Annotated in this window: 25 protein-coding genes; 18 read left to right on the top strand and 7 right to left on the bottom strand. The window is 72.6% G+C overall.

Annotated features, from left to right (window positions below):
- Window positions 1–9 precede the first annotated feature (9 nt).
- From E4T13_RS13880 to E4T13_RS13870, 3 genes are all read left to right on the top strand, one after another.
- Window positions 10–1653 (top strand): electron transfer flavoprotein-ubiquinone oxidoreductase, encoded by a 1644-nt coding sequence (locus E4T13_RS13880; protein WP_137178883.1) that lies wholly within the window; start codon window positions 10–12, stop codon window positions 1651–1653.
- Between the two features lie 206 nt (window positions 1654–1859).
- A complete protein-coding gene (locus tag E4T13_RS13875; protein ID WP_137178882.1) occupies window positions 1860–2126 on the top strand; it encodes a hypothetical protein in 267 nt (88 codons plus the stop codon).
- Between the two features lie 351 nt (window positions 2127–2477).
- The gene (locus E4T13_RS13870) at window positions 2478–3359 is read left to right on the top strand and encodes a Ku protein (protein WP_137178881.1); all 882 of its coding nucleotides are present in this window, start codon (window positions 2478–2480) and stop codon (window positions 3357–3359) included.
- A gap of 68 nt (window positions 3360–3427) precedes the next feature.
- Here E4T13_RS13870 and E4T13_RS13865 read toward each other — a convergent pair whose 3' ends face one another.
- From E4T13_RS13865 to E4T13_RS13845, 5 genes are all read right to left on the bottom strand, one after another.
- Window positions 3428–3793, bottom strand: a complete 366-nt coding sequence (locus tag E4T13_RS13865; RefSeq protein ID WP_137178880.1) for a hypothetical protein — start codon at window positions 3791–3793, stop codon at window positions 3428–3430.
- Window positions 3794–3858: 65 nt separating this feature from the next.
- A complete protein-coding gene (locus E4T13_RS13860; RefSeq protein ID WP_137178879.1) occupies window positions 3859–4041 on the bottom strand; it encodes a hypothetical protein in 183 nt (60 codons plus the stop codon).
- A 232-nt stretch (window positions 4042–4273) separates the two neighbouring features.
- Window positions 4274–5044: a class I SAM-dependent methyltransferase gene (locus E4T13_RS13855; RefSeq protein ID WP_137178878.1), complete on the bottom strand. Its 771-nt coding sequence runs from the start codon at window positions 5042–5044 to the stop codon at window positions 4274–4276.
- Window positions 5041–5619: a TIGR04282 family arsenosugar biosynthesis glycosyltransferase gene (locus E4T13_RS13850; protein WP_137178877.1), complete on the bottom strand. Its 579-nt coding sequence runs from the start codon at window positions 5617–5619 to the stop codon at window positions 5041–5043. Before E4T13_RS13850 ends, E4T13_RS13855 begins: the two co-directional genes overlap by 4 nt.
- Window positions 5616–6311, bottom strand: a complete 696-nt coding sequence (locus tag E4T13_RS13845; protein WP_137178876.1) for a TIGR04283 family arsenosugar biosynthesis glycosyltransferase — start codon at window positions 6309–6311, stop codon at window positions 5616–5618. Before E4T13_RS13845 ends, E4T13_RS13850 begins: the two co-directional genes overlap by 4 nt.
- Window positions 6312–6406: 95 nt before the next feature.
- Here E4T13_RS13845 and E4T13_RS13840 point away from each other — a divergent pair, with 95 nt between their 5' ends.
- The 6 genes from E4T13_RS13840 (at window position 6407) to E4T13_RS13815 (ending at window position 13192) form a co-directional block, all read left to right on the top strand.
- Window positions 6407–7495, top strand: a complete 1089-nt coding sequence (locus E4T13_RS13840; RefSeq protein WP_306768492.1) for a PA0069 family radical SAM protein — start codon at window positions 6407–6409, stop codon at window positions 7493–7495.
- 123 nt (window positions 7496–7618) lie between these two features.
- On the top strand, window positions 7619–8170 hold the full coding sequence (locus tag E4T13_RS13835) for a hypothetical protein (RefSeq protein ID WP_137178874.1): 552 nt from the start codon (window positions 7619–7621) through the stop codon (window positions 8168–8170).
- 74 nt (window positions 8171–8244) lie between these two features.
- Complete coding sequence (ligD, locus tag E4T13_RS13830; protein ID WP_137178873.1) at window positions 8245–10698, top strand: DNA ligase D; 2454 nt, start codon at window positions 8245–8247, stop codon at window positions 10696–10698.
- Window positions 10699–10818: 120 nt separating this feature from the next.
- Entirely contained in the window at window positions 10819–11451 is a 633-nt protein-coding gene (locus tag E4T13_RS13825; RefSeq protein ID WP_137178872.1) for a ribonuclease HII, read from the top strand.
- A 60-nt stretch (window positions 11452–11511) separates the two neighbouring features.
- Window positions 11512–12600 carry a DNA methyltransferase gene (locus E4T13_RS13820; protein WP_137178871.1) on the top strand — a complete coding sequence of 363 codons (1089 nt, stop codon included), beginning with the start codon at window positions 11512–11514 and terminating at the stop codon, window positions 12598–12600.
- Complete coding sequence (locus tag E4T13_RS13815) at window positions 12593–13192, top strand: AAA family ATPase (protein ID WP_137178870.1); 600 nt, start codon at window positions 12593–12595, stop codon at window positions 13190–13192. The genes E4T13_RS13820 and E4T13_RS13815 overlap by 8 nt, the downstream gene beginning before the upstream one ends.
- Here E4T13_RS13815 and E4T13_RS13810 read toward each other — a convergent pair.
- Window positions 13179–14255, bottom strand: a complete 1077-nt coding sequence (locus tag E4T13_RS13810) for an A/G-specific adenine glycosylase (protein WP_240791126.1) — start codon at window positions 14253–14255, stop codon at window positions 13179–13181. The two genes, E4T13_RS13815 and E4T13_RS13810, sit on opposite strands and share 14 nt — an antisense overlap.
- Window positions 14256–14257: 2 nt before the next feature.
- On the opposite strand from E4T13_RS13810, the gene E4T13_RS13805 reads away from it, so the two are divergent.
- From E4T13_RS13805 to E4T13_RS13775, 7 genes are all read left to right on the top strand, one after another.
- On the top strand, window positions 14258–14725 hold the full coding sequence (locus E4T13_RS13805) for a DUF721 domain-containing protein (RefSeq protein WP_240791125.1): 468 nt from the start codon (window positions 14258–14260) through the stop codon (window positions 14723–14725).
- Between the two features lie 46 nt (window positions 14726–14771).
- Entirely contained in the window at window positions 14772–15374 is a 603-nt protein-coding gene (locus E4T13_RS13800) for a thioredoxin domain-containing protein (RefSeq protein WP_137178867.1), read from the top strand.
- Window position 15375: 1 nt separating this feature from the next.
- Window positions 15376–20031 (top strand): AAA family ATPase, encoded by a 4656-nt coding sequence (locus tag E4T13_RS13795; protein ID WP_170984987.1) that lies wholly within the window; start codon window positions 15376–15378, stop codon window positions 20029–20031.
- 85 nt (window positions 20032–20116) lie between these two features.
- The gene (locus tag E4T13_RS13790) at window positions 20117–20569 is read left to right on the top strand and encodes a VOC family protein (RefSeq protein WP_137178865.1); all 453 of its coding nucleotides are present in this window, start codon (window positions 20117–20119) and stop codon (window positions 20567–20569) included.
- The gene (locus E4T13_RS13785; RefSeq protein ID WP_137178864.1) at window positions 20566–21102 is read left to right on the top strand and encodes a DUF6653 family protein; all 537 of its coding nucleotides are present in this window, start codon (window positions 20566–20568) and stop codon (window positions 21100–21102) included. The genes E4T13_RS13790 and E4T13_RS13785 overlap by 4 nt, the downstream gene beginning before the upstream one ends.
- Before the next feature lie 32 nt (window positions 21103–21134).
- Complete coding sequence (nhaA, locus tag E4T13_RS13780; RefSeq protein ID WP_137178863.1) at window positions 21135–22376, top strand: Na+/H+ antiporter NhaA; 1242 nt, start codon at window positions 21135–21137, stop codon at window positions 22374–22376.
- A gap of 31 nt (window positions 22377–22407) precedes the next feature.
- Window positions 22408–24303: an ABC transporter ATP-binding protein gene (locus E4T13_RS13775; protein ID WP_306768491.1), complete on the top strand. Its 1896-nt coding sequence runs from the start codon at window positions 22408–22410 to the stop codon at window positions 24301–24303.
- A gap of 69 nt (window positions 24304–24372) precedes the next feature.
- On the opposite strand, the gene E4T13_RS13770 is transcribed toward E4T13_RS13775, so the two are convergent.
- A complete protein-coding gene (locus E4T13_RS13770) occupies window positions 24373–25146 on the bottom strand; it encodes a CDP-diacylglycerol diphosphatase (protein WP_206030172.1) in 774 nt (257 codons plus the stop codon).
- Window positions 25147–25249: 103 nt separating this feature from the next.
- On the opposite strand from E4T13_RS13770, the gene E4T13_RS13765 reads away from it, so the two are divergent.
- Both E4T13_RS13765 and E4T13_RS13760 read left to right on the top strand, forming a co-directional pair.
- Window positions 25250–26548 (top strand): MFS transporter, encoded by a 1299-nt coding sequence (locus E4T13_RS13765; RefSeq protein WP_137178862.1) that lies wholly within the window; start codon window positions 25250–25252, stop codon window positions 26546–26548.
- Window positions 26549–26614: 66 nt separating this feature from the next.
- On the top strand, window positions 26615–26908 hold the full coding sequence (locus tag E4T13_RS13760; RefSeq protein ID WP_137178861.1) for an AtpZ/AtpI family protein: 294 nt from the start codon (window positions 26615–26617) through the stop codon (window positions 26906–26908).
- The last annotated feature ends 32 nt before the right edge of the window (window positions 26909–26940 follow it).

Raw genomic sequence — 26940 nt, 5'->3', positions numbered from 1 at the left:
GAAAAAGGCATGTCGGACGCCGAGCAGCGCGAAAGTATGGAGTTCGACGTGCTGGTGGTCGGCGGCGGTCCGGCTGGCCTCGCCTGCGCCATCCGGATCAAGCAGCAGAACCCCGACGCCGCCGTCTGCCTGGTGGAGAAGGGCAGCGAGATCGGCGCGCATATCCTCTCCGGCGCCGTGCTGGAGCCGCGCGCGCTGGACGAGCTGATCCCGGACTGGCGGGAGGACCCGCCCGCGCTGGCGACGCCCGTCACCGAGGACCGCTTCATGCTGCTGACGGCGACGCGCGCCTTCAGGCTGCCAACGCCGCCGCAGATGCACAACGAGGGCAACTACATCGTCTCGCTCGGCAATGTGTGCCGCTGGCTGGCCGCGAAGGCCGAGGCGCTCGGCGTCGAGATCTATCCGGGCTTCGCCGCCTCCGAGACCATCATCGAGGACGGCCAGGTGAGGGGCGTCGTCGCCGGCGTGATGGGGATCACGCGGGAGGGCGAGAAGGGCCCGAACTACCAGCCCGGGATGGAGCTCCGCGCCACCTACACGGTGTTCGCCGAAGGCTGCCGCGGCAGCCTCACCAAGCGCCTGTTCGAGACCTTCGACCTGCGCGCGGGCGTCGCGCCGCAGACCTATGCGCTCGGCATGAAGGAGCTGTGGGAAATCCCGAAGGAGAAGCACACGCCCGGGCTGGTGTGGCATTCCACCGGATGGCCGATGCCGTCCGACACCTATGGCGGCTCCTGGCTCTACATGCTCGGCGAGAATCTCGTCTCGATCGGCTTCGTGGTGGGCCTCGACTATCCGAACCCCTGGCTCTCGCCCTTCGAGGAGTTCCAGCGCTTCAAGCACCACCCGGCGGTGAAGGGCTTCCTGGAAGGCGGCAAGCGCGTGGCCTATGGCGCGCGCGCCTTGAACGAGGGCGGCATCCAGGCCGTGCCGAAGCTGGTCTTCCCCGGCGGGATGATCGTCGGCGACGCCGCGGGCTTCCTCAACGTGCCGAAGATCAAGGGCACGCACACCTCCATGAAGTCCGGCATGGTCGCCGCCGAGGCGATCGCGCTCGCGCTGCAGGGCGAGCGCCCGCCGGTGCTGGAAGGCTACCCCGCCGCGCTGAAGACCAGCTGGGTCTGGCAGGAGCTGGAAGGCGTGCGGAACATCCGCCCCGGCTTCGCGAAATACGGCTTCTGGGGCGGCATGCTGAACGCCGCGCTCGACACCTATGTGCTGCGCGGCAAGGCGCCCTGGACCTGGACTCACCACCAGGACCACGAGACCCTGAAGACGGCGTCCGAGGCGACGCGCATCGACTACCCGAAGCCGGATGGCGTGCTGAGCTTCGACCGTCTCTCCTCGGTGTACCTGTCCAACACCAACCACGAGGAGGACCAGCCCTCGCACCTGGTGCTGAAGGACCCGGCGCGCTGGGAAGGGGTCAACTGGGAGCGCTTCGCCTCGCCGGAAAGCCGCTACTGCCCGGCCGCTGTCTATGAGGCGGTGGGAGCGGCCGCGGGCAACGGCGAAGGCCCGATGCACCTCGTGATCAACGCGCAGAACTGCGTGCACTGCAAGACCTGCGACATCAAGGACCCGACGCAGAACATCGACTGGCGCACGCCGGAAGGCGGGGGCGGGCCGAACTACATCGGCGGGATGTAGCGCAACCCCCCGACGATTGCGGTCAATCGGGCAACACCCGCGGTTTTCAACGCGCTGCGGGGCTCGCCGCCCTTGACCGTCGCGCTTGCGCCGCGCAAGGCTCGGCGACGCTTCGGGGGCGCCGGAGCGGCCTGGTACGGTGCGGGACATGGGGTTCCGCGGACCCGCCGGGCGAGCGTGAGCGCCCGAGCCCAAGGGAGTCCCACATGATCCGTCGCTTCGCCCTCTTCGCGGCGCTCGGCCTGACCGTCGTCGCCGCGCCTGCCCTCGCCCAGCAGCGCCCGGCCCAGCCGCGCCAGCCGCAGATGTCGGAGACCGAGCGCCTGAACCAGCTCAGCCTGGAGCGCGCCCGCGCCGGCCAGAATGCGCTGCAGGGCGGCCCCGACACCACGCAGAACCTGAACCGCATCAGCGAGGAAGCGGCGCAGCGCGGCCAGAACATGGGCGGCCAGGCGCCGATGCCCTTCCGCTGATCCAGCGTGCCCCGCGCCGCCGGAGCGGCGCGGGTTTTTCCGGCGCCGCGCCGTGGATATCCTGTTCTTGCATCAACGGCGGTGGGATGCGGGCTCCGGGCCGTTCTCAACAAACAATCCCCGTATTTCTCCACAGGGTTGCTGGCGTTCTGCATCCTGGGCGCGTGCTGGCGCCAAGGCATGCTGCCGAGACTTGCCGCGCAATCTGAGCTGCCCTGGCCATCCATCTGATTCAGCCGCGAATGCTTGACCGCTTCTGCCGGGCGGGCTGCTCGTTTCACATTCGTTGACGAACCGCCGCCCGCCGCGCGCCGTTACGGCCCTGTCGCAGCCCTGCGAAAGAGGTCCTTCATGCCCGCGCGTCCCGTCTGGGAAGGCCATCTGCGGCTCTCGCTCGTCACCTGCGGAGTCGCCCTGCACAAGGCCGTTGGCGAGAGCGGCGGCGATGTGCGCTTCCATCTGCTCAACCCGGAGACCCACAACCGCGTCCGCCAGTGCTGGCGCGACGCCGAGACCGGCGACGAGGTGTCGCGCCGCGACCTCGTGCGCGGCTTCGAGGTGGCGAAGGACGAATACGTCGTCGTCACCGACGAGGACATCCAGGAGCTGAAGCTCGAAAGCACCAAGGTGGTGGACATCGAGCGCTTCGTGGATTGCGACGACATCGACCGGCTCTATTGGGATGAACCCTACTACATGGTGCCTAGCGGCAAGACGGCGGCGGAGCCCTTCGCGGTGATCCGGGAGGCGATGCGCGGCGAGAAGCGCGTCGCGATCGGGCGCATCGTGATGGCCAATCGCGAGCGGGTCGTCGCGATCGAGGTGCGCGGCCCGGGGCTGTTGCTGTCCACGCTCCGCTCCCAGGAGGAGGTGCGCAGCGACGCCGTGCTGTTCGAGGACATGCCGGAGGCGAAGGTGCAGCCGCAGATGGTCGAGATCGCCAAGAGCATCATCGCCCAGCAGGCCGGCCCCTTCGCGCCGGAGGATTTCCGCGACCGCTACCAGGAAGCGCTGGCGGAACTCGTGCAGCGCAAGGCCGGCGGCACCAGGCCCACCCGCAAGCGGGAGGCGCCGGAGGAGAGCAACGTCATCGACCTGATGGAGGCCCTCAAGCGCAGCCTGAAGGGGAGCGGCAAGGCGGCGCCGACGCAGCCGGAGAAGCGCGCCGCGAAGAAGGCGCCGGCGAAGCCGCGGAGCAAGGCGCCGCCGGCAAAGACACGGAAATCGGCGTAGGTCGGTCGCGTCCCCCTCCGGCAGCCTCCGGGAGCGGGCGAACGGCGGAACATGGTGTCACACGTCGTCTACCCCACCCGCCGCTCAGCCTGCCTGAGCGCCGCGCAGAGCCGCGAGAAGGAATACCAGAACGGACCATGCCCCTGCGCGCCCTGGCCAGGCGCGATCTCCGTCCCATGCGGCTCGCCGCGGCGGAGGATCGGCAGGCGCGCTTCGAACCGGCCGCGCATGTTCTCGAGGAAGGCGCCGGTCGCGGCCATGTATTGTTCGAGCATCTCGGCCGCGATCTCGATCTCGGCGAGGTTGCGGCCTTCGAGCGTCAGGGTCTTGAGACGCCGGCTGTCGGCGGCGAGCGCCAGATGCAGCTTGTGCAGTTCCGCCAGATGCCGCGCGATGGCCAGGCGGGCCTCGCGCGCCGAATCGCTCTCCGTCATCGCGCCGTCCCCGGGGGTTCCGCCGCGCATCCTGCGGCGGCAGGTCTTTCCCGGGCGTTAGCGCGTCAGGCGGGGCGGGGAAGGCGCCGGTAGGCGGGTGGTGCGAGGATGGCGACGACCAGCATCGCCAGGCTGAGTTCCACCAGATCGCCCGAAACCCAGGCGAGCATCACGCCCAGCAGCGCGGCCATCGCCAGCACCGCGGTGAAGAAGGCATCGGCGAGGCGCAGGAATTCCTGGCTGATCACGTCTCGTCTCCGGCCACGTGCGGTGCCTGTGCGGCGACCGCGTGCAAGATTGCTTCCCTGACGTTCCGTGACAATGTAAGCCACGGCACTTGTCGAAGTAGAGCATGTTTTCCGGCACGACGCAACTTCTGTGAGGAAGTGTAAGGTTCTGCGATGCGCTGTCTGCATTCCCGTGTAGTCGCCAAGCGCACGATCATTACAGAAGCGTGCGTGCGGGAAGTCGGGCCAGTAGTCAGGCCGGGCGGCGCGCCCAGATGGCGAAGACCCGGTGCGGCACGCTCAGCATCGCCTCCGGAAACCGGGCCTTCAGCAGCGCCGCGTGTTCCAAATCGAACCGCTCCACCGCCGAGCCGCCCAGCACCCCTCCAATGCCTGCGGAGGCCCGGACGCGACCGCGCCAATCGGCATGGCTGTACTCGGCCTCATGGTCGAAGCCGGCGAATTCCAGCGCCTCGAACCCCGCCAGCGAGAGATCCGCCGCCCAGGCCGGGTAGAAGCCGTTGCCGCGCCCGCCGCGCCAGCGCGGACTGTGCGCCTCGATCAGGTATTCGGAGGCATGCGCGACGCTGGCGGGCAGCGGCAGCCAGTCGAAATGGCAGATCAGCAACGCCCCGCCCGGCTTCAGCACGCGCCTCGCCTCGGCCGCCGCCAGCGCACGGTCGAACCAGTGCCAGCATTGCGCGGCGACGACCAGGTCGAAGGCGCCATCCGGCTGGCCGGTCCGCTCCGCCAGCCCTTCCTCGAAGCGTGCCGCCACCTCCTGTTCCGCCGCGAGCTTGCGCGCCGCCGCGATCTGGCCGCGCGCGGGGTCGAGGCCGAGAACATCGCCACCCATGCCGGCCAGCGTCCGCGCCACCGTGCCGGTGCCGGTGCCGAGATCCAGCACGCGCATCCCCGGCGCGAACAGGCCGCGTTCCGCGATCATCGCGTAGAAGCGTGGCGGGAAGCCCTGCCGGTGCTTCGCGTAGTCTTCGCTGGTGTTGGACCAGGCGGGCGCGGTCATGGGCTGCCTCCCCGGATGGCGGCAAGGTCGGCCGCGGTGTCCACGTCGCGCAACCGGCGCAGCAGCGCGACCCGGCGGCCGTGGAAATTGGCGAGCGTGTCGGTCAGCGCGTGCGAGGTTGACCAGCGCACCGCCGCGAAAGGCTTCCCGGGACGGCGCGGACCGAGCGCAACCAGCCAGTAGCCGCCATCCTCCGCCGGGCCGAAGGCGGCATCCGCCCGGCCGAGCGCGCGGAACGCCGCCGCGATATCCGCGCGGCCGACACCGGGGATGTCGCTGCCGACGATCAGTGCGCGGCGATGCGGCCGCAATGCTCGGTGCATGCGGGTGCCGAGGTCTCCCTGGCCCTGGGCGACCCGCGGCAGCCGCCTTGGCCAGCGCGCGGAAGCCCGGTCCGGCGTCACCGCGAGCACGGTGCACCAGCGCCGGTCCGGTGCGATCGCCGCCAGCAGCCTGGCAAGCTGCCCGCGATAGAACCGCAGCGCCGCCATCGCGCCGATGCCGCGCGCCAGCCGGCGCTTCACAGCGCCCAGTCGCGGCGCGCGCGCGAAGACGATGACCGTGTCGCCCTTCATGCTCTCCTGCGGGAATAGACGCTCTGGATCATGCGCGGCGGCACGCCGAGGAACCAGAGGGCGAGGCAGGACAGGTTGCGCGCGGAACGGCGCAGATAGCCCTCCCGCCGCCAGCGTTCGGCGCTGGTCACCGCAGCGGCGTCGAGCGGGGCGAGCCGCGCGCGTCCGAGGCGGCGGACAAGGTCCACATCCTCCATCAGCGGCAGTGGCCGCATCCCGCCGACCGACGTCAGCAGGTCGCGATGAATCAGCAGCCCCTGGTCGCCATAGGGCAGCGCCAGCTTGCGGCAGCGCCAGGCCACGGCGCGTTCCAGCCGGCGCGCTGCGGGCGAGTGGTCGTCGAGGGCGAAGCGGAAATAGCCGGCGCGGCCGGGATTGCGCATCGCCTCGCGAACCGCCGCCTCCCAGCCGGGCGCGAGCCGCGTATCGGCATGCAGGATCAGCAGCCACGGCCCGGCCGCCGCCGCCACGCCTGCGGCGATCTGCACGCCCCGGCCGCGTGGCGCTGCCAGCAGGCGTGCGCCCCGTTCCTTCGCCGCGGCCGCGGTGGCATCCGTGCTGCCGCCATCCACCACGACGATCTCGGCAGGCAGCCGCCCGAGCGCCGCCACCGCGCCCGGCAGGGTGCGCGCGGCGTTCAGCGCCGGGATCACCACGGACAATCCCGCGATCACGGATTCCGTGTTTCGCATTTTGTTCTTGACGCTTTCAAGCAGGTTGCTCACTCTTCGCCGTGAACAAAGCAGGAAACTCAGGAGCGATCATGCCGGACGGTGGAGCCTCCGCCATGCCCTCCCTGGCTCGCAAGGGCCGGGGCGCCGTCACCAACCCCGCGGTGCGCTACGAAAGCACGCGCACCGAGCGCTGCGACGATGGCTGGGGCACGCTCGCCGCGGAATTCGCGGAGCTTCCCCCGCTGCCCACGGAGCTGATCCGGGAGAAGGCGAAGGCCGCGCTGACCTGGAATGACAGCCCCGATATCGGCTTCGACCGGTCCCTGAACCCCTATCGCGGCTGCGAGCATGGCTGCGTCTACTGCTATGCGCGGCCCGCCCATGCCTATGTCGGCATGTCGCCCGGCCTCGATTTCGAGACGCGGCTGATGTTCAAGCCGGGCCTGCCGGCGCTGCTGGAGAAGGAGCTGTCGAAGCCGGGCTATGTCGCGAAGCCGGTGGCGCTCGGCGCCAACACCGATCCCTACCAGCCGGTCGAGCGGACCCTCGGCATCACCCGCGGCGTGCTGGAGGTGCTGGAGCGATTCGGTCATCCCGTGACCATCGTGACCAAGAGCGCGGGCGTGCTGCGCGACCTCGATATCCTCACCCGGATGTCCGAGCGCAACCTGGTCCATGTCTGTCTTTCCGTCACCACGCTGGACGGGAAGCTGGCCCGCATCATGGAGCCGCGCGCGGCGACGCCGCTGAAGCGGCTGGAAGCCGTCGCGGCGCTGAGCAAGGCGGGCGTACGGACCGGCGTGCTGGTGGCGCCGATCATTCCCGGGCTCAACGACATGGAGATGGAGCGCATCCTGGAGATGTCGGCCCGCGCCGGCGCCGCACGCGCGGGCTACGTGCTGCTGCGCCTGCCGCTCGAGATCCGCGGCATGTTCGAGGCCTGGCTGCAGGAACACTACCCCGACCGCGCCGCCCGCGTGCTGGCGCTGGTGCGGGAGACGCGCGGCGGGCAGTTCTATGACAGCCGCTTCGGCGTCCGGCAGACCGGCACCGGCCCCTATGCCGAGCTGATCGCGCAGCGCTTCAGGCTGGCGCTGCGCCGCTGCGGCATGGAGGGCCGCGACCGCATGGGCGAGCGCGGCCTGGACTGCAGCCAGTTCCGCCCGCCCCAGGCCGCGCCACGCCAATTGGAGCTGCTGTAGCTGCCGATACGCCAAAAACACCTCCCCGTGTGGCCAGGTCGAGTATCCTGTGCTCCGCTGCGCGCAACGGCATAGGATGCCGTCTCCGGCGCGCTGCGCCGGCCAGCGTGAGGGAGGCAGGCCATGCTCGATCTGGACCGCTTCGTCGCCGATTGCCGGGGGGCGCTCGCCGCCGATGCCGGGGGTCATCGCCACGTGCGGGAGGTGGTCGGCCGTGCCGTCGACGATCCTGCCGGCCTCATGGCGGCCATCGGCGAGCCGCAGCGCGCCGGGCTGAACGTGGTGTATCGCGCGCCGGACCTGACGGTGCTCAACCTCGTCTGGGGCCCGAACATGGTGCTGATGCCGCATGATCACCGGATGTGGGCGGTGATCGGCATCTACACGGGGCGCGAGGACAACATCTTCTGGCGGAGGCTGGAGGGCGGCCGGGTCGAGGCCGCGGGCGCCAAGGCGCTTGGCGTGCGGGACTGCACCGTGCTCGGCAAGGACATCGTGCATTCCGTCGTGAACCCGATCCCGCGCCTGACCGGCGCGCTGCATGTCTATGGCGGCGATTTCTTCGGCGTCGAGCGCAGCGAATGGGACCCGGAGACGCTGAACGAACGCCCCTATGACGGGCAGAAGGTCGTGCGCATGTTCGAGGAGTCCAACGCCGCCCTCGCCGCGCGCTGATCCGATGCGCCCGCGGCGGCGGGGATGATCGCATCGGCGCCGGCCGCGTTACGGTCTCATCCGGACCGGAAGCCATGCCGCGCCTCGATACCTACCGCGCCAAGCGCGACCTGACCCGATCGCCCGAGCCGGCCGGCCGCGTCGGCCGAAGGCGCAGGCACGCGCGGGCCTTCGTCGTGCAGATGCACGCCGCCACGCGGCTGCATTGGGACCTGCGGCTCGAACTCGACGGCGTGCTGAAATCCTGGGCCGTCACGCGCGGCCCGAGCCTCGATCCCGCCGAGCGCCGCCTCGCGGTGGAGGTGGAGGATCATCCGCTCGACTACGGCAGCTTCGAGGGCACCATCCCCGAAGGCTACGGCGCCGGAGAGGTCCTGCTGTGGGATCGCGGCACCTGGGAGCCGATCGGCGACACCGACCCCGCCACCGCCCTTGCCGAAGGCCATCTGAAGTTCAGCGTCACGGCGGAGCGCATGACCGGCGCCTGGGCGCTGATCCGCATGAAGCCGCGCCAGGGCGAGAAGCGGGTGAACTGGCTGCTCATCAAGGAGAAGGACGAATACGCCCAGCCCGGCAGCGGCGATGCGCTGGTGCGCGACAACGCCACCTCCGTCGCCAGCGGCCGCGCCATGCCGGCGAGGCGCAAGCCCGACCCCGCCGAGCCACAGCGCCGCTCGCGCTGGGCGAAGCGCGCGAAGCCGGATGCGCCGGTGCGCAACGCCGACCCGTCCTTCCTGCCGCCGCAACTCGCCACCCTCGCGGATCGCCCGCCGAGCGGCGCGGCCTGGGTCCATGAGCCGAAGCTCGATGGCTACCGCATCCAGGCGCGGATCCGCGATGGCACCGCGACTCTGCTGACACGCAACGGGCTCGACTGGACGCACCGCTTCCCGGAGACTGCCGCCGCCTTGTCGCGCCTGCCCGATTGCACGCTGGACGGCGAGGTGGTCGCGCTGGATGCGGAGAACCGGCCGGACTTCCCCGCCCTCGTCGCCGCGCTGGAGGCGAAGCGCACCGGCGCCTTGCGCTACCACGCCTTCGACCTGCTCTTCGCGGATGGCGCTGATCTGCGCGACCTCAAGCTGGCGGAGCGCAAGCAGCGCCTGCAGGCGCTGCTGCGGAAGCCGCCGGCGGGCGTCGCCTTCGTCGAGCATTTCGAGGCGCCCGGCGATGCCGTGCTGATGTCGGCCTGCCGGCTCGGCCTGGAAGGCATCGTCAGCAAGCGGCGCGACGCCGCCTATCGCGCGGGACGCGGGGAGGGCTGGGTGAAGACGAAATGCCGCGGCACCGACGAATTCGTCATCGGCGGGCATGCCACTGGCGCCAAGGGCTCGCTGACGCTGCTGATGGGTGCCTGGCGCGGCAGTTCCCTGGTCTATCTCGGCCGCGTCGGCTCCGGCATCGCGGCGGCGAAGGCGGCGCAGCTCGAACGCGCGCTGAAGCCGCTGCGCCGCAAGACCTCACCCTTCGAGGGCGGCGCCGGCGGCAAGGACGCGACCTTCGTCGAGCCGAAGCTGGTCGCCGAGATCGGCTATGCCGGCTTCACCGGCGAGGGGATGCTGCGGCAGGGCAGTTTCCGGGCGCTGCGCGAGGACAAGCCGGCGGAGCAGGTGGAGGCGCCCCGGACAGCAACGCAGAACCCCGCCGGCGGCAGCGTGCGGGCCTCCTCCGCGGCGGAGGTGGCGGGCGTGCCGCTCAGCAACCCCGACAAGCTGCTCTGGCCTGACGAGGGCATCGCGAAGCGCGACCTGGCCGAATACTTCGCAGCGGTTGCGCCGGCGCTGCTGGCCTATGCCGGCGGACGCCCGCTGACCCTGCTGCGCGCGCCCGATGGCGTGGAGGGCGGCCGCTTCTGGCAGCGCCATGCCGGCGCCGGCACCTCCGCGCTGATCGGGCAGGTCGCGATCGCGGGCGAGGCGAAGCCGCATCTCTGCGTGACGGATGCTGCGGGCCTCGTCGCGCTGGCGCAGTCGGGCGTGGTGGAGATCCATGTCTGGGGCTCGCGCGCCGCCGATCCGGAACGTGCCGACCGCCTGGTCTTCGACCTCGATCCGGATGAGGGCCTCGGCTTCGGCCGCGTGATCGAGGCCGCGCTGACCGTGCGCAAGGCCCTGGAGAAGGCCGGGCTGAAGGCCTTCTGCAAGACGACCGGCGGCAAGGGCCTGCATGTGGTGGCACCGATCGTCCCCTGCTACGAGTGGCCCGCGGTGAAGGCCTTCGCGCGCGGCTTCTGCGAGCGGCTGGCCGCGGCCGAGCCGGAGCGGTACACGACGACGCTCGCCAAGCGCGCGCGCAAGGGCCGCATCTTCCTGGATTACCTGCGCAACGAACGGCAGGGGACGGCGGTCTCCGCCTGGTCGCCCCGCGCGCGTCCGGGCGCGACGGTGTCGGTGCCGCTGGCCTGGAGCGAGGTGAAGGACGGGCTCGATCCGAAGGCCTTCACGATCCGGACCGCGCCGGATCGGCTGAAGCGCGCCGATCCCTGGCGGGGCTACGACAAGGCAGCGCGCGACCTGCCGGAGGCGTGACGTCGCCCGACCGGCTCGCAACCGTCGTCGCCATGGTCCGACGCTGATCGGCCGCGAACGCGGCGCCGACCGCGCGGGTTGCCCTCGCCAGGACTCGACCCCGCGCGCTATGCGGAGGTCATGCCGGGTTTCACGCTCGAATCGGCGCATGGCGGACGGGTGGCCGGGCTCGACGAGGCCGGGCGCGGGCCGCTGGCCGGACCTGTGCTGGCCGCCGCGGTGGTGTTCCGCCGGCGCCCCCCGCGCGCCCTCGCGGCGCTGATCGACGACAGCAAGAAGCTCAACGCTGCGAAGCGGGAAGCCGCCTTCGCCGCGCTCATCGCCGCGTCGCGGGCCGGGTTGCTGGACTATGCCGTCGCCGCGGCCAGCGTCGCGGAGATCGGCCGCATCAACATCCTCCGTGCCAGCCAACTCGCCATGGCGCGGGCGCTCGCGCGGCTGGCGGAGCCGCCGGACTTGGCGCTTGTGGACGGCAACCAGCCGCCCGCACTGCCCTGCGCGGTGCGCTGCGTGGTCGGCGGCGATGCCCAATGCCTCTCGATTGCCGCGGCATCGATCCTCGCGAAGGTCACGCGCGACCGGGCGATGGCGCGGCTCGATGCGCGTTGGCCGGGCTACGGATTCGCCAGCCACCAGGGCTATGCGACGGAGCAGCATCGCACGGCGCTCGCCCGCCTGGGCCCGACACCGCATCACCGCCGCGGCTTCGCCCCGGTGGACCAGGCGAGCCTCTTCGCGCTGCTCGGCGATTGACGCCGCGACTCGGCGCGCCGCATGGTGCCGGGCCGATTCGCGGGGGGTGCGGGCAGAACGATGGGGACCGGTCTCGACCTGCCGCTCGACCAGGTGCTGGTCGGCGACTGCATCGAGACGCTGCGGCGCCTGCCGCCCGCCTCGGTCCATGCCGTCTTCGCCGATCCGCCCTACAACCTGCAATTGAAGGGCGAGCTGCGCCGGCCGGACACGTCGGTCGTGGATGCCGTGGACGACGACTGGGACCGCTTCGCCGATTTCGGCGCCTATGACGCCTTCACGCGCGACTGGCTGGCGGAATGCCGCCGCGTGCTGCGCAAGGACGGCACGATCTGGGTGATCGGCAGCTACCACAACGTGTTCCGCCTGGGCGCCGCGCTGCAGGATCTGGGGTTCTGGATCCTGAACGACGTGATCTGGCGCAAGGCGAACCCGATGCCGAATTTCCGAGGTCGGCGCTTCACCAACGCGCATGAGACGCTGATCTGGGCGGCGCGCAGCCCGGAATCCCGCTATCGCTTCAACTACCAGGCCATGAAGGCGCTGAACGAGGAGCTGCAGATGCGCAGCGACTGGTTCATCCCGCTCTGCACCGGCGCGGAGAGGCTGCGCGACGATGCCGGCAGCAAGCTGCACCCGACCCAGAAGCCGGAGGCGCTGCTGCATCGCGTGATCCTGTCCTGCACCATGCCCGGCGAGGTGGTGCTCGATCCCTTCCTGGGCACCGGCACCACCGCGGCGGTGGCCAAGCGGCTCGGGCGGCGCTTCCTCGGGATCGAGCGCGAGGAAGCCTATGCCGCGGCGGCGCGGGAGAGGCTGGCGCTGGTGGAGCCGCTGCCGGAAAGCGCGGCGCTCTCGCTGCCCTCGAAGCGGGAGCAGCCGCGCATCGCCTTCGGCGTGCTGGTGGAGCGCGGCCTGGTTCCCGCGGGCGCGACGCTGACGGACCGGCACCGGCGCTGGAAGGCGCAGGTCGGCGCGGACGGCACGCTTCGCTGCGGCGCCGCGGCCGGCTCGATCCACAAGGTGGGCGCGGAGCTGCAGGCGGCGCCCTCCTGCAACGGCTGGACCTTCTGGTTCCTGGAGACGCGCGACGGCCGCATGCGCCTGCTGGACGAGCTGCGGCAGGAGGTGGTGGCGCAAGGTGGGTGAGGCCAGGCCGATCCTCTGGCTGATCGCCGGGCCGAACGGCGTCGGCAAGACAACCTATGCGCGGCGCTATCTGCGTACGGCGGCGGGAACGGAACGCTTCGTCAATCTGGATGAGTTGGCGCGTGGCTTGTCGCCGCTCACGCAGACGCCCGACGCGCAGACCGCAACCCGAGCGGCGCGTCTTGTGCTGACACTTGTCGACGAGGGAATCGCCGCACGCCGCAGCTTCGCGCTCGAAACCACCCTCGCCGGCCTCACGCACCTGCGCACCGTGCGAGGCGCGAAAGCCGCCGGCTTCAGCGTGAACCTTCTGTTCTGCATCCTGCCGGATCTCAGTCTGGCGCTGCGCCGCATCGCCGATCGCGTCGCGGCGGGCGGGCATGCCGTGCCGGAAGCCGACGCGCGGCGCCGCTTCCCTCGCGCCTGCGCCAATTTCGCGCGCTACGCCGCCGCTTGCGACCTGTGGCGCATCCTCGACACGCAGCGTGCCGAGCCACGCCTCGTCGCCTCCGGCCCGCCCCTCTCCGTAGCCGAGCCGGCACTGCTTGCCGCGCTGCCGGCGGCCTTGCGGGAAGCCGTCACGCCGGGCTGAAGGCGTCCTCCGCCAGGACGAGCAGCTTGCGCATCACCGTCGGCATCGCGGCCTTCGCCTCCGCCGGCGGCAACCAGGCGAACCCCTCCGGCGCGCCGCCCGCATGCCGCGCGGCGAGCAGCGTCATGCGCAGCTCGAAATGGGTGAAGCCGTGCCGCGCCTCGCCGGGCAGGGCGGTCCAGCGCAGGCCGGGCACGGGCGCATGCGCCAGCGCCTCCGCCGCGGCCCAGGCGGCCTCGCGCCAGGGTGTTCCGGGGACTTCAAGCATGCCGCCGAGCAGCCCCGTCGCCGGGCGGCGGCGCACCAGAAGGCGGCCGTCGGCATCGGCCATGGCGAAATGCACGCCGAACCGCAGCGGCCGCGCCTTCTTCTCCGCCTTGCGCGGCAGGGTCTCCGCAATGCCGGCACGCTGTGCCGCACAGGCCTCGCGCCAGGGGCAGAGCGCGCAGGCCGGGCGCCTCGGCGTGCAGATCGTGGCGCCGAGGTCGAACAGCGCCTGGGCGAAGTCGCCGGGGCGGGCCCGCGCAGCGGGCTGCTCCATCCAGCGATTCGCCAGCGCATCCAGCGCCTTCTTGGCGCCCGGCAGCGGCGCCTCCACGGCATGGATGCGGGCCGCCACCCGTTCCACATTCCCATCCGTCGGCACCACCGGCACGCCGAAGGCGATGGCCGCCACCGCCGCCGCGGTATAGGCGCCGATCCCGGGAATCCCGCGGAGTCCCGTGACGTCCCGCGGGAACCCCTGTTCCGCCAGCGCCTTCGCCCCGGCATGCAGGTTGCGCGCCCGGGCGTAGTAGCCGAGGCCGGCCCATTCCTCCGCCACCGCCGCCCAGGGCGCGGCGGCCAGCGCCGCCACATCGGGGAACCGCGCCAGGAACCGCGCATAGCGCGGGCCCACCGCGGCCACCGTGGTCTGCTGGAGCATGACCTCGGACAGCCAGACGCGGTAAGGATCGGGCTTGCCCGAGACGTCCCGCCACGGCAGGTCGCGCCGATGCCGGTCGTACCAGGCGAGCAGGTCGGGGGCCGGCGGCCCGCCCGGCAATGAGGAAGAAGGGGTCACGCGTGGCGAAGGATGGCGACGCAAGGCGGTTTCCGGGAGCCCCCCTGGCACTCTCCGCCCTGATCCCGGCCGTCACCCGCACGGCCTTCCGCCGGCGCAGCCCGGCCGGCGCCGCGCTGATGGCGGACTGGCCGCAGGCGGTCGGGCCGGCGTTGGCCGCCGTCACGGCGCCGCTGCGGCTCACCGCCGGCACGCTCACCATCGCCTGTTCCGGCCCGGTGGCCATGGAGTTGCAGCACCTGGCGCCGGAGCTGACGGCCCGGATCAATGGCCATCTCGGCCGCGCCGTGGTGGAACGGCTGCGTTTCGTGCAGCAGGCCGCCAGCGGCGCCCCGCACCGCGCCACCCCCGCGCCGGCCCGTCCGGGTGCCCTGCCGAAGCCCGTGGCGGAGCGGCTGGAGGCCCTGCCGCCGGGGGATCTGCGCGAGGCCCTGGAAAAGCTTGGCCGCGGCGTCTATCGGAACCGATAAGGGACCCCCCCGAGTCCCAGACCCCGCTTTGCCGGAGGCTGCCTGAATGATCCCTCGCCGTTCCGTCCTCGCCCTTGCTGCCGGCGCCGTGGCGCTGCCTGCCGCCCCGTCCTTCGCCCAGGACGACCCGCGCCTGACCGAGCGCTCCATCGGCAAGGCCGATGCGCCGGTGGTGGTGCAGGAGTTCTTCTCGCTGACCTGCGGCCATTGCGCGGCCTTCTCGCGCGACACCTTCCCCAAGGTGAAGCAGGACCTGATCGACACAGGCCGCGTGCGGCTGGTGTATCGCGACTTCCCGCTGGACCAGCTCGCCCTGGCCGTCGCCGCCCTGGCGCGCAGCGTGCCGGCGGATCGCTACTCGGCTTTCGTCCAGACGCTGTTCGCCACCCAGGACCGCTGGGCCTTCAACCGCAACGCGGATGTGAAGGGCGAGCTGTGGAAGCTCTCGGCCGTGGCCGGCATGGATCGCGAGACCTTCGAGAAGGCGATCGTGGACGCGCCCCTGCAGCGCGCCATCCTGGAGCAGCGGGCCGAGGCGCAGCGGCAGTACAATGTCAGCTCCACGCCGACCTTCGTGTTCGGCAGCCGCGTGGTGCCGGGCGCCATCGGCTTCGACCGCTTCGCCGCCCTGGTCGCCGAGACGCGCTGACATGGAGGCCGTGCCGCCGCCCGCCGAGGAGGGCACGGAGGCCGCGCCCGCCGAGGAGCCCGGCCGGACCGAGGCACAGATCGAGGCGGCGCGCACGGCCCGCCTCACCCGGCTGCGCATCGCCGGGTTCAAGTCCTTCGCCGAGGCGACGCTGGTCGAGGTGATGCCGGGGCTCACCGGCATCGTCGGCCCGAATGGCTGCGGCAAGTCCAACATCGTGGAAGCCCTGCGCTGGGCGATGGGCGAGACGAACGCCCGCACCATGCGCGGCGGCGAGATGGAGGACGTGATCTTCGCCGGCACGGCCAGCCGCGCCTCCCGCAATGTGTGCGAGGTGACGCTGACGCTGGAGGAGGCGATGGGGCTTGCCCCGCCACCGAATGCCGAGACGCCGGACCTCGAGATCGTGCGCAAGATCGAGCGCGGCTCCGGCAGCAGCTTCCGCGTCAACGGGCGGGAGCTGCGGGCGCGCGACGTGCAGACCATGTTCGCCGATATCGGCTCCGGCGCGCGCAGCTCCGCCATGGTCAGCCAGGGCCGGGTCGCCGCGCTGATCCAGGCCAAGCCCGAGGATCGCCGCGCGGTGCTGGAGGAAGCGGCCGGCATCGCCGGCCTGCGCGCCCGCCGGCACGAGGCCGAGCTGAAGCTGCGCCAGGCGGAGAACAACCTCGCCCGCGCCGAGGACCTGCTGAACGAGATGGAGGGCGCGCGGCAGGGCCTGCAGCGACAGGCCCGGCAGGCGGCGCGCTACCGCAACCTCTCCGGCTTGGTGCGCGGGGCCGAGGTGGAGTGGCTGGCGATCCTGCGCGCCCGCGCCCAGGCGACGCTGGCGACGGCGAAGGAAGCCTTCCACCGCGCCCGCACCGCGGTCGGCGAGGCCGAGTTCGAGGCGGAAGGGGCTGCGAAGCGTGCCTTCGCCGCGGAGCAGGGGCTGCCCGGCCCGCGCGAGGCGGAGGCGCTGGCGCGCACCGCGCTGGAACGCCGCCGCGTCGAATCCGAGACGCTGGACGCCGAGGAACAGGACGCCCGCGCGGCGCTCGACGCCGCCACCGGCCGGCGGGATGCGCTGGCCCGCGACCTGGACCACGCCGCGCGCATGCAGGCCGATGCCGAGGCCGCCGCCGCCCGGCTCGCTACCGAGGCCGAGGCGCTGGAAGCCGCCGCCGCCAGCCTGCCGGCGCGCAGCGAAGCCGCCGAGGCCGCCGAGGCCGAGGCCGCCGAGGCCGTGCAGGACGCCGCGCGCGCTGCCGACCGCGCCACCGAACTGGCCGCCGAGGCCGCCGCCCAGGCCGCCGCACTGGCCAGCGCCGAGAGCGAGGCCGCCAACCGCGCCAAGCGCCTGGCCGAGCAGGGCAACCGGCTCGCCGCCGAGCAGGGCGCCGCCGAGGCCGCCCGAGTGCCGCAGGACGCGCTGGACGCCGCCGCGGCCGCGGTGACGGAGGCCGAGGCCGCGCTGGCCGCGGCCGAAGACGCGCTGGTCGCGATGGAGGCCGGGCGGGCCGAGGCGCAGGCCCGCCACGAGGCCGCCCGCGGCGCCGCCGCCGAGGCCGAGGAAGCCGAGACCCGCGCCCGCGCCGCGCTGGAGGCCGCCGAGGTCGCGCTGCGCCGGCTGGGCCAGCAGCATCAGCGCCTTGCCGCCGAGCGCGACGCCGCGCGCGCCGCGCTGGTGCCGGAGGCCGAGCGCGCCGCCGCGCAGCAGGACGCGGAGACCACCGCCGACGCGCTCGCCGCAGCCCAGCAGGCGCTGGCCGCCGCCGAGGCGACGCATGCCGAGACCGTCGCGCGCCTGCAGGCCGCCCGCGCCGCCACCGCCGATGCCGAAGGCGCCGCCACGCGCGCGAATGCCGCGCTGGATGGCGCCGCGGGCGCGCTGCGGCGCCTGGCGGAGCAGCGCAGCCGCCTTGCCGCCGAACGCGACGCCGCCACCGCTGCCCTGGTGCCGGATGCGGAGCGCGGCGCGGCGCTGGACGAGGCCGAGGCCGCCGAGGCCGCGCTGCGCGACAGCCGCGCCGCGCTGGAGGGTGCCGAGGCCGCCCGCGCCGCCGCGCAATCCCGCCACGAGGCCGCGCGCAGCGCCGCCGTCGCCGCCGAGGGCGCGCGCGCCCGCGCCCGGGCCGAGGTGGCGGCGCTGACCGAGGTCGCCGCTGCCGCGGCGGTCAGCGCTGGGCTGGCGCCGGTGCTGGATTCCGTCTCGGTTCCGGCGGGGCTGGAAGCGGCACTGGGCGCCGCGCTGGGCGAGGCGCTGGACAGCCCGCTGGATGCCGCCGCGCCGCGCCACTGGCGCGCCCTGCCGCCCTTCGAGGTGCCGCCGCATCTGCCGGGTGGCGCGACGCCGCTGTCCCGGCTGGTCGAGGCGCCGGCGGCGCTGGCGCGCGCGCTGTCGCAGATCGGGCTGCTGCCGCGTGGCCAGGACGGCGCTGCGTTGCAAACGGCGCTGCTGCCGGGCCAGGCGCTGGTCAGCGAGGACGGCGCCTTGTGGCGCTGGGACGGCCATTGCGCCCGCGCCGGCACGCCGAGCCCGGGCGCGGTGCGCCTCGCGCAGCGCAACAAGCTGCGCGCCGCGCAGGTGGTGCTGGATCAGGCCGAGGCCGCCGCCGCCGCCGCCCAGACCGTCCGCGCCGAGGCCGAATCCGAGGAGCAGGCCGCGCGCGAGGAGGAGGCGCGCTGCCGCGGCCTTCGCGCCGAGGCCGAGCGCCGCGCCGCCGCCGCCATCGCCGCCGCCGAGCGCATCGCCGCCCGCGCCGCCGAGGCCGAGCAGCGCCTGGCTGCGCTGGCGCCGGAACTGGGTCGCCTCGACGCGGATGTTGGAGCCGCCGAGGCCGCGCTCGCCGCCGCCCGCGCCGCGCGCGATGCGGTGCCCGACCTCGCCGTGGCGCAGCGTGCGGCGCGCGACGCCGCCGAGGAAGAACGCCAGGCCCGCGAGGCCGAGGCGCGGTTGCGCGAGGCGCGGGCCGATGCCGAGCGCCGTGCCGGCGCTGCCGCCACGACCGCCGAGCGCGTCGCCGCCCGCGCCGCGCAGACCGAGCAGCGGCTGGCCGCGGTCGAGCCGGAACTGGCGCGGCTCGACACCGAGTTGCAGGCCGCCGCCGCCGCGCTGGAACAGGCACGCGCCGCGCGTGCCGCGGCGCCCGATACGCTCGCCGCCCGCGCCGCCCGTGACGCCGCCGCGCGCGCCGAGCAGCAGGCGGTGCAGCAGGATGCCACCGCGCGCGAGACGCGCCGCGGCGCAGAGGCGACGCTCGCGCGGCTGCGCCAGGAAGCGCAGGCGCTGACGGCGCGTGCGGCCGAGGCCGAGGCACGGCTTGCCGTGCTGGCGCCGCAGGTGGAACGCGCGGCGGCCGAGCGTGAAGCGGCAGAGGCCACGCTGGCCGAGGCGCAGGCCGCGCGTGAGGCGGCGCCCGATCTCGCCGCGCTGCGCGCCGAGGTGGAGCAGGCCCGCGCCGCACTGGTCGCCGCCCGCGCCGCCGAGGCCGCGGCGCGCGACGCCCGTGCCGCGCTCGCCGCCGAGGCGACGCGGCTGGCTGCGCGGCAGGAGACGATCGGGCCGGAGCGCGCGGAATGGGCGCAGCGACGCGAGGAAGCCGCCGCCCGCCGCGAGGAATTGTCGTCGCGGCGCGAGGAGGCAGAGGCCGAGGTCACGCGCCTGGCGGAAGCGCCCGAAGCCGCCGCGACGCGGCGCGCCGCAGCGGCGAGGCTGCTGGCGGAGGCCGAGACGGCGCATGCCGAGGCCGCGCGCGTGCTGCACGAGGCCGAGACGGAACTCCGCGCCGCCACGAACCATCGCCGCGAGGCCGATGCGCGCTTCGTCGCCGCGCGCGAGGGCCAGGTGCGCGCCGAGGGCGCGATGGAGACCGCCGAGGCCGCCGCCCTTTCGGTGGAGGAGCGCATCGCCGAACGCCTCGGCGAGGCGCATCCGGACCTGCCGGCCGACGTCGCCGACCTGACCGAGCAGGCGGAAGAGAGGGCGAGGAAAAAACTCGACCGGCTGACGCGCGAGCGCGAGGAGATGGGGCCGGTCAACCTGCGCGCCGAGCAGGAACTCAGCGAGCTCGACGCGCGCCGCGACGCCATCGACACCGAGCGGTCGGAAGTCGCCACCGCCATCGCCAAGCTGCGCGGCCAGATCGGCCACCTGAACCGCGAGGGGCGGGAGCGGCTGCGCGTGGTCTTCGACAAGGTGGATGCCGAGTTCCGCGGCCTGTTCACGCGCCTGTTCGGCGGCGGCCGCGCGCATCTGGCGCTCGTCGGCTCCGACGATCCGCTGGAAGCGGGGCTCGAGATCTACGCGGAGCCGCCGGGCAAGAAGCTCGCCTCGCTGAACCTGCTCTCGGGCGGCGAGCAGGCGCTGACGGCGCTCTCGCTGATCTTCGCGGTGTTCCGCTGCAACCCCGCCCCGGTCTGCGTGCTGGACGAGGTGGACGCGCCGCTCGACGACGCGAATGTCGAACGGCTCTGTGACCTGCTGGAGGTGATGGCCGCCGGCGACGAGGAGGGGCGCAACGGCACGCGCTTCCTGATCGTCACGCACCACCCGCTGACGATGGCGCGCATGCATCGCCTGTATGGCGTGACCATGCAGGAGCGCGGCGTGTCGCGGCTGCTGAGCGTGGACCTGCAGCGCGCGGTGGAACTGGCGGAGACCCCCGTCGCGGGCTGAGCCAGGCGATCAAGTTCTTGGTATGTTCTTGCATCGCGACCGGCCTGCGGCGCATGGTGCGGCCTTCCGACAGGAGGAAGCAGGCATGCCCGTCCCGCCCATCCCGCCCGGCTATGGCCGCGTCACGCCCTATCTGATCGCGGAGGACGCGAACCGCGCCTTGGCTTGGTATGCGGAGGCGTTCGGCGCCGAGGAGACCATGCGCATCCCCGGCGCGAACGGCACCGTCTCCCACGCGGAATTCCGGATCGGCGACAGCATGGTGATGATCGGCGAGCAGACCGCCGAGTACCAGGCCTATGCACCGCCGCATTACGGCGGCACCTCCGTCTCACTCGTGCTCTATGTCGAGGATGTGGACGCGGTCTTCGCGCGCGCCGTTTCGGCCGGCGCGAAGGCCGGGCGCCCGCCGGAGGACAAGCCCTATGGCGACCGCATGGGCTCGCTGACCGATCCCTTCGGCCATGTCTGGCACGTCGCGACGCATATCGAGGAGGTCAGCCCCGAGGAGATCGTGCGCCGCATGTCTGGCGGATGACCCTCGAGGCCCGCATCGCCCGCGCCCATCGGATGGATGATGCCGCCTGGGCGCGGCATGCGAACCCCTGGTCGGTCTGGACTCGTGTGCCGATCCTGCCGCTGCTGGCACTGGCGGTGTGGAGCCGGGCCTGGATCGGCTGGTGGGCGCTGGTGCCGGTTGCGGCACTGCTGGCCTGGACCTGGGTCAATCCCCGCGTCTTCCCGCCGCCACGCAGCACGGCAAGCTGGGCCTCGCGCGCCGTGCTGGGGGAGCGGCTTTGGCTGGCGCGGAACGAGGTGCCGGTGCCGGCGCGGCATCGGCGCATGCCGCTGCTGCTGAACGCGCTGTCCGCGTCGGGCGGGGTGTTGCTGCTCTACGGCCTTGCCATTCTGGCGCCCTGGGCCGCGCTCACCGGGCTTTCGGTGGCTTTGCTCTCGAAGATGTGGTTCCTGGACCGGATGGTCTGGATCGTTGCGGACATGGATGGCGATGTGCGCCTTGCCGCCTGGCGCGTGGAGAGATTGCGGAACGCTATCCAAGATCATACATAAAATTCACCTCCCGACATCCAGCGAGTAAGCTTATGGCCGAGCCTGCTTCGACCCGTCGTTCCGCACGTCCCGCCTCCATGCTCCGCGCCTTCCTCGCCAGCGAGGCGTCCGGCGGGCTGGTGTTGATGGCGGCTGCCGCGGCGGCCCTCGTCATTGCCAACTCGCCGCTTGCGCCCGCCTATTTCGGCGCCTTGAAGACCTATCTCGGTCCGCTCAGCCTTGGTCACTGGATCAATGACGGGCTGATGGCGGTGTTCTTCCTGCTCGTCGGCCTGGAGATCAAGCGCGAGGTGGTGGACGGCCAGCTTTCGACCTGGCCGCGCCGCGTGCTGCCGGGGCTTGCCGCGGCCGGCGGCATGGCGGTGCCGGCGGTGATCTATGTCGCGCTCAACCAGGGCAACCCGCAGGCGCTGGACGGCTGGGCGATCCCGACCGCGACGGACATCGCCTTCGCGCTCGGCGTGCTGGCGCTGCTGGGCAATCGGGTGCCGGTCTCGCTGAAGGTGTTCCTGACGGCGCTCGCCATCATCGACGACCTCGGCGCCGTCATCATCATCGCCATCTTCTACACCGAGACCATCTCGCTGCCCGATCTCGCCATCGCCGGGGCCATCGTGACCGCGCTGTTCGTGATGAAGGCGAGCGGCCAGCGGCGCGCGCTCTGGCCCTATCTCATCCTCGGCGCGGTGTTGTGGCTGTTCGTGCTGCGCTCCGGCGTGCATGCGACGATCGCGGGCGTGCTGCTTGCCTTCCTCATCCCGCTGCGTCGGACGCCGGGCGCGCCGGATGCCGGTGTCGAGGAATCGCTGCTGCACCGGCTGGAGCATGCGCTGCACAAGCCCGTCGCCTTCCTGGTCGTGCCGATCTTCGGCTTCGCCAATGCGGGCGTGACGATCCCGGCGCTTGATGCGAGCCTGCTGCAGGATGGCATCACCCTCGGCGTGATGGTCGGCCTGAGCCTCGGCAAGCTGGTGGGCGTGTTCGGCGCATCCTGGATCGCGATCCGGCTGAACTGGGCGGATCTGCCGATGGGCGCGGGCATGCTGCAGCTTGTCGGCACCTCGCTGCTCTGCGGCATCGGCTTCACGATGAGCCTGTTCATCGCGCTGCTCGCCTTCCCCGGCAGCGAGGCGATGCAGGCGCAGGCGAAGCTCGGCATCCTGTTCGGGTCCTGCATCGCGGGCGTCGCCGGCTGGCTGCTGCTGCGCTTCGCCCCGCGGGAGATCCCGGCGCCTGACGATCCCGTGCGCCAGGCTGCGCGCCAGGAAGGTTGACGCCGGCGCGGAAGGGGCGCGATCTGCCGCCGTGCTTCCCTTCCGCCAGTTCGAGAGTGCGATGGACCCGGTGGCGCAGCCGGGAAGGCCTGCGGCCCGCCTGCTCGGCGTGCCGGTGCCGGAGGAGGCGCCGCCGAAATCGCTGATCGGCTTCTACCTGCATTTCGCACGGCAGGCGCGCGCGCTGTTCCTGGCGCTGTTCGCGGCGGGGCTGGCGGTCGCGCTGCTCGACCTGCTGATCCCCATCTTCATCGGGCGCGTGATCGGGCTGCTGGAGGCGTACGGGCCGGAGCGCATCTGGGCGGAGGCAGGCGGCACGCTGGCGGGCATGGCGGCGCTGCTGCTCTTCGCGCGCCCTCTGGCGATCCTCTGCCAGAACCTGGTGACGCAGCAGGGCATCATCCCCGGCGTGACCAGCATGATCCGCTGGCAGGCGCATTGGCATGTGGTGCGCCAGGGCCTGCCCTTCTTCCAGGAGGATTTCGCCGGCCGCATCGCCAACCGCGTGATGCAGGCCGGGCCGGCGCTGCGCGAGAGCGTGGTGCAGTCGGTCAACGCGGTCTGGTACATCCTGGTCTACGGCACCGGCGCGGTGCTGACGCTGGCGGCCACCGATGCGCGGCTGGCGCTGCCGATCCTCTGCTGGTTCGTGCTGTACGCCACGCTGCTGCGGATCATCGTGCCGCGCATGCGCGACCGCGCGCGCAAGGCTTCGGAATCGCGCAGCGCGCTGACCGGTCGCGTTGTGGACAGCTACACCAACATCACCACGGTGAAGCTCTTCGCCAGCGCCGAGCAGGAAGACGCCCATGTGCGGGAGGCGCTGCAGACGCTGAACCACAACTTCGCGCGGCAGACCCGGCTGGTGACGCTGAACGGCCTGCTGCTCTCCACGCTGAACGCGATGCTGCTGGTGGCCACCGGCGGCCTGGCGGTGTGGCTGTGGTCGCAGGGCGAGATACCGCTGGCCGTCGTCGCGGCGGCGCTGCCGATGGCCTGGCAGATCGCCAACATCTCCGGCTGGGTCGCCTTCAACGTCGCGGGCATCTTCGAGAATATCGGCGTCGTACAGGAGGCGATGGGCTCCATCGCCGTGCCGCCCACCGCGCCAGACCCGCCCGGCGCCGTGCCGCTGATCGTCACGCGGGGCGCGCTGCGCTTCGAGCATGTGCGCTTCGGCTACGGGCGGGCGCCGGACGACCTGGCGCTCGGCCGCCGCGGCGCGGTGCTCGACGGTTTCGACCTGACCATGGCGCCGGGCGAGCGCGTGGGCCTGGTCGGCCATTCCGGCGCGGGCAAGACCACCGCGATCAACCTGCTGCTGCGCTTCTTCGCCCCGGAATCGGGGCGGATCCTGGTGGATGGGCAGGACATCGCCGGCTTCACGCAGGAATCGCTGCGCGCGGCCATCGGCGTGGTGACGCAGGACACCGCGCTGCTGCACCGCTCGATCCGCGACAACATCCGCTATGGCCGCCCAGATGCGACGGAGGCCGAGGTGGAGGCTGCCGCGCGGGGCGCGGAGGCGCATGACTTCATCGAGCAGCTCTCCGACTGGCGAGGGCGGCTCGGCTACGATGCGCATGTCGGCGAGCGCGGCGTGAAGCTTTCGGGTGGTCAGCGCCAGCGCATCGCCATCGCGCGCGTGCTGCTGAAGGACGCGCCGATCCTGGTGCTGGACGAGGCGACGAGCGCGCTGGATTCGGAAGTGGAGGCCGCGATCCAGGAGAGCCTCGATCGCCTGATGTCCGGCAAGACCGTGATCGCCATCGCGCATCGCCTCTCCACGCTGCAGCGCATGGACCGGCTGGTGGTGCTGGAGCATGGGCGGGTGGCGGAGCAGGGCACGCATGCCGCGCTGCTGGCCCAGGGCGGCGTCTATGCGAAGCTCTGGCAGCGCCAGTCCGGCGGGTTCATCGGCGCGTAGGTGCTTCTCCCTCTCCCGCTTGCGGGGGAGGGTCGGGGTGGGGGCCGCGCAAGCTGCCGGTCACGAAAGTCACCGCGCGATGGCGCAATCGTGGTCCTGCAACTCCTCCCCGCTCCCCGGATTGCCCGCCGTCGGATCGGCGCGGCCGGCGAGCAGCACGAAGCCCGGGCCTTCGCCGGCGAAGTCCATGCCCACCACGACCAGCGTGTAGCGGCCCATCGCCTCCCGCGCGCCGTTCACGCCCGCTGCCAGCAGCAGGAATGGATTGTCGGTCGTCAGCTCCGCGGCCGCGATGCGCCGCGCGAGGTAGCGCCGTCCGGCCAGGCGCGGCGCGAACGGCGCGAAGGCCGCGCCGATCTGCTGCGCGTTGTCGCGCAGCGCGTCGCGCACATCGGCGCGCACGCAATCCACATGGATGTGCAGCTGGTTCTGCGTGCGCCCATAGGCCGAGTTGATCGCCAGGCTGAACCCGTCGCGCGGGAGCGCGCGCGGCAGCCGCGCCTGCACCAGGTCGCGGATGCGCCAGGCCGCGTCGAAATAGTTCGGCGTTCCTGCTGCCAGCAGGGCCGGATCCTCGATGCCGGTCACGCGCGCGGTCGGGATCAGCAGGTATTGTGCGATGCCGCGGCGGTCCTTGAGCGCCGCATAGCCGCGCTCCACGCCCGCGCCGAGGGAGACCAGCGTGCAGGGCGCCGGCGAGGCACTTTCCTGCATGTCGGGCACGCAGCGCCCATGCACGATGTCCCAGAGCGCATCCGGGTTGGCCCTGGCGCCGGCCGCCGCCAGCACCAGCATGGACGCCACCCCGAGCATCCGTACTGCCCAGAGGCTCCAGCCGCGCATCGCTTTCGTCTCCTCCGCCCGCGCCGGTCGGCAGGCTGCGCCGGTCCCCGGGCTGCCGGCAAGCGCCGCTGGACGCTGGACCGCGCCGGTGCTGCCATGCGCCATGGCCGAACCCGCCAACGCCACGCTGCCATTGTGGCGCCAGCCTCCCTTCCTGCTGTTCCTCTCCTCCCGCGTCCTGTCCGCCTTCGCGCTGCAGATGCAGGTCGTCGCCGTGGGCTGGCAGGTCTATGCGCTGACAGACAGCGCCTTCGCCCTCGGCCTGATCGGGCTGGTGCAGTTCGTGCCCATGCTGCTGCTGACGCCCGTCACCGGCCTTGCTGCCGACCGGCTGGACCGCCGCGCCGTGACCGCCGCCTGCCGGGCCGCGAACGGCCTCGCTGCGGCCGCGCTGGCCGCGGGCAGCCTGGCGGGTTGGCTCGATGCCGGCTGGATCATTGCGATCGTCGCGCTGTTCGGCGTCACCCGTGCCTTCGAGATGCCGGCCTCCCAGGCGCTGCTGGCCAGCGTGGTGGCGGCGAAGGACCTGGCGCGGGCGAATGCGCTCGCCGCCTCGACCGGCCAGGCGGCGACCATCGCCGGGCCGGCCGCGGGCGGCCTGCTCTATGCGGCGGGCGGGCCGGCGGCGCCCTATGCGGGCGTCGCCGCCCTCGCGCTGCTGTCCGCCGTGCTGGTGCTGCTGATCCGCATGGCGGCGCAGCCACGGCCGCGCGGGCGCGTCACACTGGAGGTGCTGCTGTCGGGCCTGGTGTTCCTTCGCGCGCGGCCGGCGTTGATGGGGGCGGTGACGCTCGACATGGTGGCGGTGCTGATCGGTGGCGCCGCGGCGCTGCTGCCGGTCTATGCGCGCGACATCCTGGATGCCGGGCCCTGGGGCCTCGGCATCCTGCGCTCCGCGCTCGCGTCCGGCGGGCTGACGGCGTCGCTCTGGCTCGCCTGGCGGCCGCTCGGCCGGCGGGCGGGGCTCAGCATGCTGCGGGCGGTGGCGTTGTTCGGCGCCGGCACGGTCATGTTCGGGCTGTCCGAGTCGCTGGCGCTGTCGGTGATGGCGCTCGCGCTGGTGGGGGCCGCCGATGTGGTCAGCGTGGTGGTGCGGCAGTCCCTCGTGCAGCTTGGCACGCCGGACGAGATGCGCGGGCGGGTCGCGGCGGTGAACTCGCTATTCATCGGCACTTCGAACCAGCTCGGCGAGTTCTATGCCGGCAGCATGGCGGCGCTGCTCGGGCCGGTGGCGGCCGTGGTGCTCGGCGGTTTCGGCACGATGACGGTCGTGCTGCTCTGGATGCGCTGGTTCCCTTCGCTGCGGGCGGTGGACCGGCTGGAAGCGGTGACGCCCGATGATCCGCTCGGCGGTGGCGTGCAAGGCGCGGCGCATGCTGCAATGCGGCAGGGCTCGCCTTGACACCCGCCCCCCTGCACCGTAGGAGCAGGCCGCCTTCCGGGCGGGGGACCGCAAGGAGGAGCGCGCGTGCCGGACAGTGACGATTTCGAGGAGCGGCTGCGGAAAGCGCGGGAACGGCAGGGGGCGAAGCCCACCTCGCCAGGGCCCGGTCAGCTGCCGCAGGGGGGCACCTGGGGGATCGGTTTCCGGGCGGGTGTCGAGGTCGTCTCGGCGCTCATCGCGGGTGTGGGGCTCGGCTGGTTGCTCGACCGCTGGCTCGGTACCTGGCCGTGGCTCTTCCTCCTGTTCTTCGTCTTTGGCGGCGCTGCCGGGGTGCTGAACGTCTATCGGCTGATCACCCCACGCCGCGCCGGGAAATAGGCAGCTGCGGGCCGGGCCCGCTTGGGTTGGGC

Source organism: Roseomonas sp. AR75 (genome assembly GCF_005222815.1).
Lineage (GTDB): Bacteria > Pseudomonadota > Alphaproteobacteria > Acetobacterales > Acetobacteraceae > Falsiroseomonas.
Note: the sequence above shows the minus strand (reverse complement) of the source record. Positions and strands in the feature narration are given on the sequence as shown.

Bases quoted from the DNA above. Each gene is read 5' to 3' on its own strand.
- E4T13_RS13880 (WP_137178883.1), top strand. From the start codon at position 10: ATGTCGGACGCCGAGCAGCGCGAAAGTATGGAGTTCGACGTGCTGGTG.
- E4T13_RS13875 (WP_137178882.1), top strand. From the start codon at position 1,860: ATGATCCGTCGCTTCGCCCTCTTCGCGGCGCTCGGCCTGACCGTCGTC.
- E4T13_RS13870 (WP_137178881.1), top strand. From the start codon at position 2,478: ATGCCCGCGCGTCCCGTCTGGGAAGGCCATCTGCGGCTCTCGCTCGTC.
- E4T13_RS13865 (WP_137178880.1), bottom strand. From the start codon at position 3,793: ATGACGGAGAGCGATTCGGCGCGCGAGGCCCGCCTGGCCATCGCGCGG.
- E4T13_RS13855 (WP_137178878.1), bottom strand. From the start codon at position 5,044: ATGACCGCGCCCGCCTGGTCCAACACCAGCGAAGACTACGCGAAGCAC.
- E4T13_RS13850 (WP_137178877.1), bottom strand. From the start codon at position 5,619: ATGAAGGGCGACACGGTCATCGTCTTCGCGCGCGCGCCGCGACTGGGC.
- E4T13_RS13845 (WP_137178876.1), bottom strand. From the start codon at position 6,311: ATGCGAAACACGGAATCCGTGATCGCGGGATTGTCCGTGGTGATCCCG.
- E4T13_RS13840 (WP_306768492.1), top strand. From the start codon at position 6,407: ATGCCCTCCCTGGCTCGCAAGGGCCGGGGCGCCGTCACCAACCCCGCG.
- E4T13_RS13835 (WP_137178874.1), top strand. From the start codon at position 7,619: ATGCTCGATCTGGACCGCTTCGTCGCCGATTGCCGGGGGGCGCTCGCC.
- ligD (WP_137178873.1), top strand. From the start codon at position 8,245: ATGCCGCGCCTCGATACCTACCGCGCCAAGCGCGACCTGACCCGATCG.
- E4T13_RS13825 (WP_137178872.1), top strand. From the start codon at position 10,819: ATGCCGGGTTTCACGCTCGAATCGGCGCATGGCGGACGGGTGGCCGGG.
- E4T13_RS13820 (WP_137178871.1), top strand. From the start codon at position 11,512: ATGGGGACCGGTCTCGACCTGCCGCTCGACCAGGTGCTGGTCGGCGAC.
- E4T13_RS13800 (WP_137178867.1), top strand. From the start codon at position 14,772: ATGATCCCTCGCCGTTCCGTCCTCGCCCTTGCTGCCGGCGCCGTGGCG.
- E4T13_RS13795 (WP_170984987.1), top strand. From the start codon at position 15,376: ATGGAGGCCGTGCCGCCGCCCGCCGAGGAGGGCACGGAGGCCGCGCCC.
- E4T13_RS13790 (WP_137178865.1), top strand. From the start codon at position 20,117: ATGCCCGTCCCGCCCATCCCGCCCGGCTATGGCCGCGTCACGCCCTAT.
- E4T13_RS13785 (WP_137178864.1), top strand. From the start codon at position 20,566: ATGACCCTCGAGGCCCGCATCGCCCGCGCCCATCGGATGGATGATGCC.
- nhaA (WP_137178863.1), top strand. From the start codon at position 21,135: ATGGCCGAGCCTGCTTCGACCCGTCGTTCCGCACGTCCCGCCTCCATG.
- E4T13_RS13770 (WP_206030172.1), bottom strand. From the start codon at position 25,146: ATGCGCGGCTGGAGCCTCTGGGCAGTACGGATGCTCGGGGTGGCGTCC.
- E4T13_RS13765 (WP_137178862.1), top strand. From the start codon at position 25,250: ATGGCCGAACCCGCCAACGCCACGCTGCCATTGTGGCGCCAGCCTCCC.